At 66.5% G+C, this 12,432-nt stretch carries 15 protein-coding genes and 2 pseudogenes; 6 read left to right on the top strand and 11 right to left on the bottom strand.

What is annotated here, in order from left to right:
* Window positions 1–206 (bottom strand): annotated as a pseudogene (locus tag ACFDTG_RS09400) (polyprenyl synthetase family protein); the annotation flags it as partial.
* 66 nt (window positions 207–272) lie between these two features.
* On the opposite strand from ACFDTG_RS09400, the gene ACFDTG_RS09395 reads away from it, so the two are divergent.
* Window positions 273–563 (top strand): chorismate mutase, encoded by a 291-nt coding sequence (locus ACFDTG_RS09395; RefSeq protein ID WP_375290772.1) that lies wholly within the window; start codon window positions 273–275, stop codon window positions 561–563.
* Between the two features lie 15 nt (window positions 564–578).
* Here the strand turns inward: ACFDTG_RS09395 and ACFDTG_RS09390 are convergent, their stop codons facing one another.
* The 4 genes from ACFDTG_RS09390 to ACFDTG_RS09375 all read right to left on the bottom strand — a co-directional run bounded on the left by ACFDTG_RS09390 (window position 579) and on the right by ACFDTG_RS09375 (window position 3,854).
* Window positions 579–2,054, bottom strand: a complete 1,476-nt coding sequence (locus ACFDTG_RS09390) for a sensor histidine kinase (RefSeq protein ID WP_375290769.1) — start codon at window positions 2,052–2,054, stop codon at window positions 579–581.
* Window positions 2,011–2,688: a response regulator transcription factor gene (locus ACFDTG_RS09385; RefSeq protein ID WP_375290768.1), complete on the bottom strand. Its 678-nt coding sequence runs from the start codon at window positions 2,686–2,688 to the stop codon at window positions 2,011–2,013. Before ACFDTG_RS09385 ends, ACFDTG_RS09390 begins: the two co-directional genes overlap by 44 nt.
* Before the next feature lie 82 nt (window positions 2,689–2,770).
* On the bottom strand, window positions 2,771–3,133 hold the full coding sequence (locus ACFDTG_RS09380) for a hypothetical protein (RefSeq protein ID WP_375290767.1): 363 nt from the start codon (window positions 3,131–3,133) through the stop codon (window positions 2,771–2,773).
* A gap of 4 nt (window positions 3,134–3,137) precedes the next feature.
* Window positions 3,138–3,854, bottom strand: coding sequence for an SIMPL domain-containing protein (locus tag ACFDTG_RS09375; protein ID WP_375290766.1), 717 nt, complete (start codon window positions 3,852–3,854; stop codon window positions 3,138–3,140).
* Window positions 3,855–3,959: 105 nt separating this feature from the next.
* Between ACFDTG_RS09375 and ACFDTG_RS09370 the strand changes: the two genes are divergently transcribed.
* Window positions 3,960–5,753: an ABC-F family ATP-binding cassette domain-containing protein gene (locus ACFDTG_RS09370; protein WP_375290771.1), complete on the top strand. Its 1,794-nt coding sequence runs from the start codon at window positions 3,960–3,962 to the stop codon at window positions 5,751–5,753.
* Window positions 5,750–6,319: a uracil-DNA glycosylase family protein gene (locus tag ACFDTG_RS09365; RefSeq protein ID WP_375290765.1), complete on the top strand. Its 570-nt coding sequence runs from the start codon at window positions 5,750–5,752 to the stop codon at window positions 6,317–6,319. The genes ACFDTG_RS09370 and ACFDTG_RS09365 overlap by 4 nt, the downstream gene beginning before the upstream one ends.
* 32 nt (window positions 6,320–6,351) lie before the next feature.
* On the opposite strand, the gene ACFDTG_RS09360 is transcribed toward ACFDTG_RS09365, so the two are convergent.
* Window positions 6,352–6,933, bottom strand: a complete 582-nt coding sequence (locus ACFDTG_RS09360) for a glutathione binding-like protein (protein ID WP_375290764.1) — start codon at window positions 6,931–6,933, stop codon at window positions 6,352–6,354.
* Between the two features lie 129 nt (window positions 6,934–7,062).
* Complete coding sequence (locus ACFDTG_RS09355) at window positions 7,063–7,542, bottom strand: DUF6456 domain-containing protein (RefSeq protein ID WP_375290763.1); 480 nt, start codon at window positions 7,540–7,542, stop codon at window positions 7,063–7,065.
* A 99-nt stretch (window positions 7,543–7,641) separates the two neighbouring features.
* Between ACFDTG_RS09355 and ACFDTG_RS09350 the strand changes: the two genes are divergently transcribed.
* The 3 genes from ACFDTG_RS09350 to ACFDTG_RS09340 all read left to right on the top strand — a co-directional run bounded on the left by ACFDTG_RS09350 (window position 7,642) and on the right by ACFDTG_RS09340 (window position 9,472).
* Window positions 7,642–8,217, top strand: a complete 576-nt coding sequence (locus ACFDTG_RS09350) for a helix-turn-helix domain-containing protein (RefSeq protein WP_375290762.1) — start codon at window positions 7,642–7,644, stop codon at window positions 8,215–8,217.
* A 152-nt stretch (window positions 8,218–8,369) separates the two neighbouring features.
* The gene (locus ACFDTG_RS09345) at window positions 8,370–8,582 is read left to right on the top strand and encodes a hypothetical protein (RefSeq protein ID WP_375290761.1); all 213 of its coding nucleotides are present in this window, start codon (window positions 8,370–8,372) and stop codon (window positions 8,580–8,582) included.
* Window positions 8,583–8,653: 71 nt separating this feature from the next.
* Window positions 8,654–9,472: a glutaminyl-peptide cyclotransferase gene (locus tag ACFDTG_RS09340; protein ID WP_375290760.1), complete on the top strand. Its 819-nt coding sequence runs from the start codon at window positions 8,654–8,656 to the stop codon at window positions 9,470–9,472.
* A 10-nt stretch (window positions 9,473–9,482) separates the two neighbouring features.
* On the opposite strand, the gene ACFDTG_RS09335 is transcribed toward ACFDTG_RS09340, so the two are convergent.
* From ACFDTG_RS09335 to ACFDTG_RS09320, 4 genes and pseudogenes are all read right to left on the bottom strand, one after another.
* Window positions 9,483–10,259: a class I SAM-dependent methyltransferase gene (locus ACFDTG_RS09335; protein ID WP_375290759.1), complete on the bottom strand. Its 777-nt coding sequence runs from the start codon at window positions 10,257–10,259 to the stop codon at window positions 9,483–9,485.
* A gap of 87 nt (window positions 10,260–10,346) precedes the next feature.
* The gene (locus ACFDTG_RS09330) at window positions 10,347–11,822 is read right to left on the bottom strand and encodes a methyl-accepting chemotaxis protein (protein WP_375290758.1); all 1,476 of its coding nucleotides are present in this window, start codon (window positions 11,820–11,822) and stop codon (window positions 10,347–10,349) included.
* Complete coding sequence (locus ACFDTG_RS09325; protein WP_375290757.1) at window positions 11,819–12,148, bottom strand: hypothetical protein; 330 nt, start codon at window positions 12,146–12,148, stop codon at window positions 11,819–11,821. Before ACFDTG_RS09325 ends, ACFDTG_RS09330 begins: the two co-directional genes overlap by 4 nt.
* Before the next feature lie 113 nt (window positions 12,149–12,261).
* Window positions 12,262–12,363 (bottom strand): annotated as a pseudogene (locus ACFDTG_RS09320) (PEPxxWA-CTERM sorting domain-containing protein); the annotation flags it as partial.
* Between the last annotated feature and the right edge of the window lie 69 nt (window positions 12,364–12,432).

Raw genomic sequence — 12,432 nt, 5'->3', positions numbered from 1 at the left:
AGCGTAAGCATCGGGCGCAGGCGCTTGCCCCCGCCCGAAATCAGGTGCCCGGCCAGCGCGGGGATCAGCGGGATCTCGCTCTGCATCCGGTCAAGGATCACGGCGTTGACCGAATTCATGCCCTGCGCCGTGAGCGCGAGCATCGGTTCGAGCGAGGGCGGGTCCTCGCGGCGCCGCTCGGGCAGGGAAACGACGTCGGCGCTCATACGCACGCGCACATGGATTGCCCGCTGCTGCTTGGCAAGACGCTATGTGTCGCTATCGTGGCGCGGATGAGCGACACTCCCGATCCCGTGCTGGCCGGTTTCCGCAAGAGCATCGACAATATCGATGCCGCGCTGATCCATATGCTGGCAGAGCGTTTCCGCATCACCCAGGCGGTGGGGGCCTACAAGGCGAAGGCCACCCTGCCCCCCGCCGACCCCCAGCGCGAGAAGCTTCAGATCGCCCGGCTGCGCAAGCTGGCGGAAGACGCCGACCTCGATCCGGAATTCAGCGAAAAATTCCTGCGCTTCATCATCGACGAGGTAATCCGCCACCACGAACAGGCGCGCGACGGATGAGCGCGGCGGCGCGAACTAACGGCGCGGCAATTGCAGCCGCACCAGCAGTCCGCCCAGATCCTCGCTTTCGCCCAAGGTGACATCGCCGCCGTAGATCGCGGCGACATCGCGCACGATGGCGAGGCCTAGGCCTGTGCCGGGCTTGCCGGTATCGAGCCGGGCGCCGCGGTCGAAGATGCGGGCATGTTCGCGCTCGGGGATGCCGGGGCCGTCGTCCTCTACCCACACGGTGCACAGGTCGCCGCCCGGTTCCGCATCGATGGTCACGAACACGCTGCCACCGCCGTACTTGGCCGCGTTTTCGACCAGATTGCCGAGAATCTCGTCGAGGTCCTGCCGCTCGATGGCGACTACCGCAGTCTTACCGCCCGCGATGTCGAAGCGGGTTTCGGGATAGAGCCGCTCCACCGCGCGCCGCACCGCCTCGGCGCTCTCTCGCACCGGGGTTCGCGAATGGCCAGCCGCGCGGCGACCCACGGCACGGGCGCGGGCGAGGTGGTGATCGACATGGCGCTGCATGGTACGCGACTCGCGCATCACCGTGGCCTCCAGATCCGCGGCATGGGCAGTCGCGGCATTGGTGAGCACGGTCAGCGGAGTCTTGAGCGCATGGGCGAGATTGCCCGCATGGGTGCGCGCCTCGGCCGCCTGCCGGTCGGTATGGGCGAGCAGCGCGTTCACTTCCTCTACCAGCGGCTGGACTTCGAACGGCAGGGGTTCGTCGATGCGGCTCGCGCCGGTGCGGCGCATGTCCTGAATCGCAGCGCGCACCCGGCGCAGCGGACCGAGGCCGATCCAGTTCTGCAACACCGCCATCGCGAACAGGCCGAGGCCCAGCACCGCGAAACTCCACACCAAGATGGAGCGGATGCGCGCGATCTGGTAATCCAGTTCCTCGCGGCTGGCGGCCACCACGAACCACCACTGCGTGTCGCTGCCCGGCAGATAGACGGACCGTTCGGCCACGCGCAGCGGCTCTCCGGGAAACTGGTTCGAATCGTGGATGTGAATGTCATCGTCCTGATGATCCCCGTCCACTTCCAGCGAACGATCCCACAGGCTGCGGCTGGGATAATCTTCGCGCCCCTTCCCGCTGATTTGCCAGTAAAGGCCGGAATTCGGCTCCAGGAAGCGCTGGTCGCCAAGCTGGCGATTGAAATAGACGTCGCCGAAGGGATCGATCTCGGCCGAGGAGATCATCGCGGTCAGCATGTAATTGAGCTGATCGTCGAAGTTGCGCTCGACCAGATTGGTCAGCGTGCGGTCCAGCGCGAAGCCGCCCGCCAGCAGCAGGATCGCGATCCATGCCGCGGCGATCGCCATCATCCGGCCCGCCAGGCTGCGGCGGGCACCGAACCGCCCTGGGCGCGGAATGGCGGTTACGGGGCCGCCGTCCGCTCCCACGCCGCGGTCAAGGCCGGCGTCATCGCCCTTCGGCGCATCGGCCTCAGGCGCGCGGCTGGTCGGCGGGATCGTCGAGGCTGTAGCCAAGTCCACGGATCGTCGTGATGGTTTCGGCACCCAGCTTCTTACGGATGCGCGTTACGAAGACCTCGATCGTGTTCGAATCGCGGTCGAAATCCTGATCGTAGATATGCTCGATCAGCTCGGTGCGGCTGACGACCTTGCCCTTGTGGTGCATCAGATAGCTCAGCAGCTTGTATTCCTGCGCGGTCAGCTTGACCGGCTCGCCCGCCAGCGTGACGCGGCCAGAGCGGGTGTCCAGCCGAACATCGCCCGCGGTCAGTTCGCTGGAGGTGTTGCCGGAAGCGCGGCGGATCAGCGCGCGCAGACGCGCGATCAGTTCTTCTGTCTGGAACGGCTTGGCGAGATAATCGTCCGCGCCCGCGTCCAGCCCGGCCACCTTGTCGGACCAGCTGTCACGCGCGGTCAGCACCAGCACCGGGAAGGTGCGGCCTTCCTTGCGCCACATGCCCAGCACGGTCAGCCCGTCGATTTCGGGGAGGCCGAGGTCGAGCACGACGGCATCGTAATCCTCGGAAGAGCCGAGAAAATGGCCGTCTTCCCCATCGGTGGAGAGATCGACGGCATAGCCGTTCTGTTCCAGAGTCGATTTCAATTGCTTGCCGAGGGTCGGTTCGTCCTCGACGATCAGGATGCGCATGCGAAGGTCTTCCCCCGATTGACTGGTCTTTCACCCGATTGGGCTTTTAGCATGAACGCGTCAACGCGACCTGCGGTTTCCCTCACCAGCTCTTCTGAACAATCTTTCCGGTGCGCGCATCCACATCGACGAACAAGACGTGCCCCTTGCGGATGAACTTGAGGCGGTAGGCCATGGCAGTCGAATCGTAGGCGAAGCCGAGATATTCGGCATCGCGCATCATCGGCAGGATGCGCGCTTCGATCTCGCGGGCCTTGAGGATGTGGCCCGCTTCCATCTCCTTGCGCGCCTCGCCCTGCTCCGACCGACGCTGCTGCGCGTCGACCGGCAAGGCGAGCGCCCCTGCGACGAGGGTAGCCGCGGCGGCGGAAAGGATCACGGTCTTCACCATGGGGCCAACTTGCGCGCGGACCCTTGAACCGACCGTGAATACCCCCGCCGCCATCGGTTCAGCGGGTCATTTCGAAGGTGGTGGTCACGGTAACGGAGGTTCCCACCAGCCCGGGTTCGACCGGGGTGGACACCTTGGCGCCGGTCACCACGATCTCGCCGCGGTCCATCATGGGCATGGGGCGCATGGGCTGCACGTTCTCGCTCACCTGCAACAGGCGCACCCCGGTATAGCCGGCCCAGCGCGCATATTCCTGCGCCTGCTTCTGCGCATTGTCGAAGGCCGCCTTGCGGGCCTGGGCGCGCGGCGCCGTGTCATCGTCGATCGAGAAATCGGGGCCGCTTATGTCGGTGGCCCCGGCCGCGACCAACGCATCCAGGATACGCCCCGTATCGGGCACCTTGCGCAGCGTCACGCTGACGCGGTTGGACGCCTGATAACCGCGGAAGATCTGCTTGCGGGTCTGCTGGTTGTAATCGTACTGGGCGTTGAGGTTGATGCCCTGGGTCTGGATGTCGTCGGCAGGAATGCCAAGCGACTTGATCCGCTTCACCACGGCATCCATTTCCTTCGCGTTCTGCTCCATCGCCGCGACCGCGGTGGGGGCCAGCGTGGTGACGCCCGCGCTGATATTGGCGATATCGGGCTTCGCGCGCACCGTCTCGGTCACCGAAAGCTCGACCAGCGGGCCCTGCGCGGCCAGATCGACATTGGCCGCGGCGGCCGGGCTGGCGATGGCGGCTGCGGCGGCAAGAGGCAGAAGAACTCGATTCATGCGGTATTTCTCCATTGGATGGACCGGCACCATGGGCGCCCCACCCCTTACGCGCTGCTGAACCGGCTTGTTCCGGGCGCCTACCCGCCCTACCTCGCGCAGCCAATGGCGCAACCACCTATCCTCTCCTGGGAAAACCTTGGCCTGCAGCAGGGCGGCCGCTGGCTGTTCGACGGGCTGGACCTTCACATCGGCCCGCGCGACCGGCTGGCGCTGATCGGGCGCAATGGCGTCGGCAAGACCACGCTGTTCCGCCTGATAAACGACGAGATCGAATCCGACCGGGGCATCCGCAAGGTGAAGCCCGGAACGCGCATCGTGACGCTGGAGCAGGATCCGGATTTCGGCGCTCATACCAGGCTGATGGACTGGGCGCTGGCAGGCGAGCACGCCCCTGCCGAGCACGAGGTGGAGGCCATCGCGAGCCAGCTCGGCATCGACATGAGCCGGGCCTGCGAGGGCGCGAGCGGAGGCGAGCGGAGGCGCGCGGCCATCGCCCGCGCACTGGCGCAGGAACCCGATCTGCTGCTGATGGACGAGCCCACCAACCACCTGGACCTTTCCGCGATCGAATGGCTGGAGGACTGGCTTACCCGGTACAAGGGTGCGTTCGTGGTCATTAGCCACGACCGGACGTTTCTGACGCGGCTGACCAGGGCGACGCTCTGGCTCGACCGCGGAGCGTTGCGGCGCAAGGACGTGGGCTTCGGCGGGTACGAGGCGTGGGAAGAGCAGGTCTATGCCGAAGAGGCCCGCGCCGCCGAGAAGCTGGACGCGAAGCTCAAGATCGAGGCGCACTGGCTGGAGCGCGGGGTGACCGCGCGGCGCAAGCGCAACCAGGGCCGGCTGGAGAAGCTGTGGCAGATGCGCGCCCAGCGCGCCTCCATGATCGCGGGCGCGGGCACCGCCAAGCTGAAGCTGGCGACCGAGGAGGACTTCAAGTCCAAGTCGGTGATCGTGGCGGAGAACATCACCAAATCCTATGGTGAGCGCACCGTCATCAAGCCCTTTACCCTGCGCATCCAGCGCGGCGACCGGATCGGCATTGTCGGTGCCAATGGCGCGGGCAAAACCACGCTGCTCAAGATGCTGACCGGAGAGCTGGAGCCCGACAGCGGGACGGTGGAGATCGCCAAGACGCTGACCGGCGTGATGATCGATCAGCAGCGCAGCCTGATGAGCTCCGACCGCACGGTGCGGCAGGTGCTTGCCGAGGGCGGCGACTGGATCGACGTGCGCGGCAACCGGAAGCATGTGCAGGGCTATCTCAAGGAATTCCTGTTCGATCCCGGCATAGTGGACATGAAGGTGGGTGTGCTTTCGGGCGGCGAGAAGAGCCGCCTGCTGCTGGCGCGCGAGTTCGCCAAGGCATCGAACCTGCTGGTGCTGGACGAGCCGACCAACGATCTCGACCTGGAAACGCTGGACCTGTTGCAGGAGGTCATCGCGGACTACGAAGGCACCGTCCTCATCGTCAGCCACGACCGCGACTTCCTGGACCGCTCTGTCACCGTCACGCTGGGGCTCGACGGCACGGGCAGCGTGGACGTGGTTGCGGGCGGTTACGAGGACTGGGCGGCACGCAAGCGCGAGGCGGTCGCCGCCAAAGTGAGCCCGGTAAAGGCCGAACAGGCGGCGGCGCCCGCGAAGGCGCCCCCCGCCCCGCCGAGCAGCAAGCTGTCCTACAAGGATCAGCGCGACTACGAGCTTCTTCCCCAGCGGATCGAGGAGCTGGAAGCCGCAGTCGCCAAGGGGGAGCAGCTGCTTTCCGATCCGAACCTCTATGCCTCCGACCCTAAGCGCTTCGCCACCATCTCCAAGGGGATAGAGAACGCCCGCGCGGAAAAGGAGGCGGCGGAGGAACGCTGGCTGGAACTGGCCGAACTGGTCGAGGGATGACGCTTCAGGCCGAGATCGCCGCCTGCCGCCACTGCGAAGCGCATCTGCCCCACGGGGTCCGCCCCGTCGCCAGCTTCAGCCCGACCGCGCGGCTGGTCATCATCGGGCAGGCGCCGGGCAGCAAGGTCCACGAGAGCGGCATCCCGTGGGACGATGCCAGCGGCAACCGGCTGCGCGAATGGACGGGCCTGTCGAAACGGCAGATGTACGATCCCGCGCAGGTCGCGCTGGTGCCGATGGGCTTCTGCTATCCCGGGAAGGCCAGCGGAGGCGACAAGCCACCGCGCCGCGAATGCGCGCCGCTGTGGCATCCGGCGATCATGGACCTGCTGCCACAGGACCGGCTGACGCTGCTGGTCGGCACCTATGCGCAGGCCCGTTACCTGCCCGGCGCCAAGACGCTGTCCATGACCGAGCGGGTTCGCCGGTTCGCGGACTATCTGCCCCGCTTCCTCCCCCTGCCCCACCCCGCCTGGCGCAGCACCATCTGGATGCGCAAGAACCCGTGGTTCGAGCCCGAGGTGCTGCCCCGGCTGCGGGAGGCGGTGGCGGCGCATCTGGGCTGAGGGGAATAGCCTACGATTGAGGCGGGCCTGGTTCAGCCCAGCCCCTCGGCCTCCATGGCTTTCTGCACCGCCGGGCGCTCCATGTTGCGCGCGCGGAAGTCCTTGAGCGATTGCGGCAGATCGACACCCATCTTGTCCGCCCACAGCGTCGTGACGAAAAGGTAGTTGTCCGCCACGCTGGGGGAATCGCCCACCAGCCATTCGCTGCCGTCCATCAGTTTTTCCGCCAGTTCATATTTCTTCGCCAGCGTCTTCTTCGCTTCGGCCTGTTGGGCATCGTCCGCGCCGCCGAACAGCGGGCCGTAGCTGCCATGAATTTCGGTACCGATGAAGCCGATCCATTCGAGCATATCGTAGAAAGCATGGCCCTTGGGCGGCCCCTGCGTCTTGTCGGCCAGATACATCAGCACGGCGGGGTTTTCGGTAATCAGCCCATATTCGCCGGTATCGATCAGGGGGACATAGCCGCGCGGACTGATCTCGTAGAAATCCTTCCCGCCTTCGGTCTCGTGCGTTGAGAGATCCACCTTCACGGCTTCGAAATCGGTGCCGCCCTCGATCAGCGCGATATGGCTGGCGAGGCTGCAGGCGCCGGGGGAATAATAAAGCTTCATTGTGGGTCTCCTGTGGAATGGCGTTCATCGGCCCAACGGGCGACAGCGCGCCAAGGTCCGCACAGTGATGGAAACTCGCGCGAAAATCCTTTGAAGTTCACAGTAAGTTCAGGCCAAAACACGCGCTTCTCACTCACCCGGAAGGCGGTAAAAATCCGCCACCCGATCCAGTGCCAGTCGAAGCACCAGCTTGCCCGAGCGGGCGGGCCATTCCAGCGCGCGCTCCGCATCGGGCAAGCTTTCGCAGGCGCAGACCACGCGCCACAGCACATCGTCCAGCCCCTTGCCCGCCGCCGCCATCGCGCCATCGAAGCGTGCGCGCGCGGCGATCTGCCTTTCGGTGGGGGACAACCCGGCATCGCCCCCGCCCGCGATCCGCACCGGATCCCACTTCATCGTGACCATCGGCGGCAGCCCGGCCCGTTCGTAATCCGCGCGAAGGCGCTCGCCCGCATCGAACAGACGGGCAGACAAATGCCCGCGCGCATGAAGCCATCCCATTGGAGATTCCGCCAGATTGACCGTTACCGAGCGGCGGCGGCGCGACGGGCGCCCGCGGCGGCGTGGCCCCTCAGGCGTCAGTTCGCGGGTAACGAGGTGCGGTTTCATGGCTGCGAATCTCCCGATAATCGAGCTTTTCCACTTGCAATGGTTGCGGTGATGTAGGAAAGAAAAAAGCACCATAGAGGTTAATTCAGGGCAGAAATCATGATCAATCGCATTCGCATCATCCGCAAGCAGAAGGGCATGACCTTGGCGGATCTGGCCGAAGCCTGCGATCCGCCCACCACGCCGCAGACCATCGGCCGCATCGAAACCGGAATGCGCACGCTCAGCACCAAGTGGATGGACCGCATCGCCACGGCGCTGGGGGTGGAACCCGAACTGCTGGTACGCGGCGAATCGGCGCAAACCGCGCAGGTCGTCGCCGCGCTGGGCGAACGCGGGGCGGAGGCGCTGGCCAAAGTCCACGATGCCCTGCCCCCCACCGCCATGGGCGGGGCGGGCGATGCGCTGATGGTGGTGCAGGTGGATTACCCGCATGGCGAATACCGCCCCGGCGATCAGGTGTGGCTGCGGGAAATCGCGCCCGAAGATGCCGGCCGCGCGGTCAATCGTGACGTGCTGGTCCCGCGCAAGGCGGGCCGCTTCGCCTTCGGCCGCCTGATCGACCGGCGTGGCGACAAGGTCGGCATCCTGCCCCCCGGCCATGGCGAAAAACAGGTGGTGGTCGAAAGCCCCGCCTGGATCGCGGTGGCGGAGATGCTGGTGCGGCGGCTCTGAAACGCTCGTACGCAATGCCATTTTGGACCGTCGGCGATATCGCTGGCATGTCTTGCAGATAATTGCAGGACCGGCGCGGCCGCTTTATGAGAACGCCGTTCGGTTACCCTTCAGGTTTATAAAGCCAATAACCTGAAAACTCGGAGCTCCAGATGAAAAGCCTGTCTCGTGCCGCTGTCCCCGGCGCGATCTTCCTTTCCCTGACCGGCCAGGCCCCGCCCGCACCGTCGCTCGCAGAGGACGGCGGCGATTTCTGTGCGCGACTGGCCAAGGACATCGGCTTCGAAGATACCAAGATCGTCGATGGCCACACCGTCTGGAAGGCCAAGACACGCTGCCAATCCGGCAGCGTGGCAGACAGCTGAGCGCGTTGTCGGACGATCCCCAGTCAGAGCGAAGTGGCCGCGGCTTGATCCCATCTTTCCTCCTTGCGGCGATGGTCGCCATCGGCATCGGAACGGTAGCGGCGCAGTCGGCGCCCGCCCCCGCGCCCAGCTCGGCCCCCACCCCCGCCGCCCCGGCCCCACAGGCCCCGGCGGTGGAGATCTACGATGCCCGGATCGTCGCCAGCTATCCGCACGACCCGAAGGCGTTCACCCAGGGCCTGCTGTGGCACGAGGGCACGCTTTACGAGAGCACGGGGCGCGAAGGGCAGTCCGATGTCCGCCAAACCGATCTACAGACCGGCAAGGTAATCCGCCGGCAGCCCATTCCCGCCGATCAGTTCGGCGAAGGGCTGGCCCTGCTGCGCGGCACGCTGTTCAGCCTGACCTGGAAGGATGGCGCGATCCATCGCTGGCGTCTGAAGGATCTTGCCCCGCTGAAGAGCCACACCGGCTATCCCTACGAAGGCTGGGGCCTCACCACCTTGGGGGATGCCCTGGTGGCCTCCGACGGCAGCAGCAATCTGCGCGTGCTCGATCCGAAAACCCTCGCCGTGCGGCGCACGATCCCGGTGACCTACAGTGGCAAACCGCTGACCATGCTGAACGAGCTGGAGACGGTCGACGGGCTGATTTTCGCCAATGTATGGATGACCGGTTTCGTGGTGGGCATCGATCCGGCGACGGGCGCGGTGCGGCGCGTCATCGACCTGCGCGATCTGCCCAAGCCCACCAGCGCGGAGCGCGATGCGGTGCTGAACGGCATCGCCTGGGACGCAAAGGCCCGCCGCCTGTTCGTGACCGGCAAGCTGTGGGACCGGCTCTACGAGATCGAATTGATCAAGCGACAGGAACCGGAGCCGGTGCGCTAAGGCGCCTGGCTCACCTGCCGATTACAAGCCGCAGCGGCCCGTCGAAGTACGGCTGCGTGCGCAGATGGCCGTATTTCTCGTCCCACCGCCCGTCCTCCAGATCGGCGGACAGGGCCTCTACGAAGCGGTCGACCGCCGCTTTCGGGACCAGGCTCCAGCTTGAGCAGGCCAGGCGCGCCGCTTCGTCCAGAAAGGCTTCCGGGCGGCCGTAATAGGCTTCGTTGAAGCCGTCCGCGCATTGGAGCGGCACGGGGACCGGCATCACATCGACCGGGCCGCCCAGCGCGGCGGCGATACGGTCGATCGCCGGGAAGCGGCTGGCCTCGATCTCGCGCACCTCGGGGATATAATCGCTCAGCCAGTAATCCATCATCATCGCCGGATCGCACACCAGCAGGACAACCGGCCCGCGCGTCACGCGCCGCATCTCCGCCAGCCCGCGTTCGAGGTCCGACCACTGATGCACGGTGACCGAGGCCATGGACGCATCGAAGCTGGCGTCTGCAAACGGCAGGTTCTCCGCCACCGCATCGATCGCGGGGCTCAAATGGGCGGGCCGCTGCGCCCGCATGGAGGCCGATGGCTCCACGGCGGTGACATCGCGGTCCACCGGCTCGTAAGACCCTGCCCCGGCCCCGACGTTCAGGACCGTCTTGGCATCGCCGAGCGCGGCAAGGATCTGCGCAGCAATGAAAGGGTCTGGCCTGCGAAACCGGCTGTAGGTGCCGCCAATGCGGCCATAATCGACATCGCCCGCGCTGCCGTCGCCATGCCGTCCGCTCATCATTTAGCCCCCCCAGATCGTAAGGCTGCATGTTGCCGCGTCGGAACGGAAAGACAAGGCGCGGCGTCAGCAGCCTGCCTGCCGCGCGGGCTAGCGGGTCAGTGCGCTCAGCCGTTCGACGAAGGCGCGCGAGGAGGCCTGCAGCTCGCCGACATTGCCCGCCAGCGTGGCGGAAGCGGAGCGCAGATCGTGCGACAACGACTGCGTGCGGCGCGCGTTCTTCGCCAGTTCGCCGCTGCGCGCCGCCATTTCGTGGAAATCGACCGCTGTCTGGCGCGTGGTTTGCTCCATCCCGTCGGCCAACTGGCGCTGCGATGCCACATCGTTGCGGATCGCGGCGGCCGCGACCGAAAGCCTGCGGATCGCGCCATCGATGCTGGCGAAGTTCTCAGCCGCGTTGCGGGAGCCGGTCTGCACATTGGCCAGCAGCGCCTGAATATTGGAGGCGGTGTGCGCGGCTTCCTCGGCAAGGATCTTCACCTCCTGCGCCACAACGCTGAAGCCCTTGCCCGCCTCGCCCGCCAGCACCGCCTCGATGGTGGCGTTGAGGGCCAGCATGTTGGTCTGGTCCGCGATCTCGGCAATGGCCAGCGTCGCGCGGCCGATAACCACCGAACTTTCGGTCAGCTCTTCCACCGCGATGCCGCCCGCGCGCGACCGGCTGGTGGCATCGTCCGTCAGGCTGTGCTGTTCACCGGTGTTCTTTGAGATATTGCCGATCGAGCTGGCCAGTTCCGTCATGCCCGATGCGACCGACTGGACCGCCCCGCTCATCCGCTCCGCGATGGCCGCCACCTGCACGGCATCCTCGCCGGTCCGGGAAGAGACGGAATCGATGGCGTATGTCGCCTCGTCCAGAATGCGCGACGTTTCGGCCAACGCCCGCGCAACGCGCGAGACGGAGATGTCGAAGGCTTCGCCGACTTCCTGGAACTCGCGGCGGCGTTCGTGCTGCATGGCTTCGCGCAGCGCGCGCTCGTGGCTGCTTTCCTCCAGCGCCGCGCGCGCTTCGTCGGCGAGGCGCGCCATCTCGTCGCGCGAGGTGCCGATCTGTCGCAAGGTCCGGGTCAGGCCCAGCGACACGATGCCCAGGATGGAAACCTGCGCCACCACCGCGAGGGCATGCACCATGACGCGCGGCAACCCCCCGCCCCCGGCGAAGACCCAGCCCGGCGCCAGCACAGCCAGCACTGCATGATGAAGCGCGATGAGGCACGCCGCCGCCACCAGCGGTCGCAGATCGCACAGCACCGTCAGGCTCGCGAGCGCCACAAAGAAATACATGTGCATGTCGACCTGCCACACCGCGCCGCGCATGGCATAGAGCAGCAGCGCGGGTTGCGCCGCGGCCATCAGGCCCACGGCCATCCGCGCCAGCGCGTCGGAACGGCCCTGCCTTGCGAAGATCGTGGGCGCGACATTGATCGCCGCGCTTGCCATTGCCGCCTCCAGCGCGCCCTGCCCCATCCACAAGGACAGGCAGACCAGCGCCGCAGTGGCGATCCACCCGCCGATGGCGATTCCGACCACGCCGCTGCGGCGCAGGCTTTCGAGTTCGCGCGTCACACGGCGGCTCCGATGCATCCCGCATCGGGCACGGCGAGCAGCAGGACATCGCCGCCCGCCACCGCCTCGCGTGCTGTGGATCTATTCGCGTGAATCACGAAGGAGCCTTCCAGCGGCCCTTTGGCCAGCAAGCGGATGGAGGGCCGCGAAAGCAGGGCGGGCAACGCCGTGCGGGCCTCACCCGACAGGGGCACGGCCAGCATCTCGCCGGCAGCGGGCGGGGTCAGCAGCAGCGCCGCCAGCACTGCTGGCGCGGCCACCAGCGCCGCACCCCCGCCGAGCGAGCGAGAAAATGCCCTGACGGCCGGGAAACGCACGGCTTTCATGGCCGCCGCCTTATGCGCGGTTTGGTTACGGAGCGGTAAACCGCCCCGCCCGTCGAGCCCACAGCGACGGAGACCTTCCATGCACCCCGCCACCACGAGTCAGAAGGGAACGATCAGGCCGCAAGCCGCGCCGCCGCTCGCCGCGGGGACCGCAGCCCCCCGCCGATCAGGCCGAAGCCCAGGACCATCAGCGCCCAAGTGCCCGGTTCCGGCACGATGCCCGAACATCGGGTTTGCGCAAAACCGCCCTATTTGGGACGTTGCTACAGAATGCGGTTGCCTTG

Origin of the sequence: Qipengyuania sp., assembly GCF_042095715.1 — a bacterium.
Lineage (GTDB): Bacteria > Pseudomonadota > Alphaproteobacteria > Sphingomonadales > Sphingomonadaceae > Qipengyuania.
Note: the sequence above shows the minus strand (reverse complement) of the source record. Positions and strands in the feature narration are given on the sequence as shown.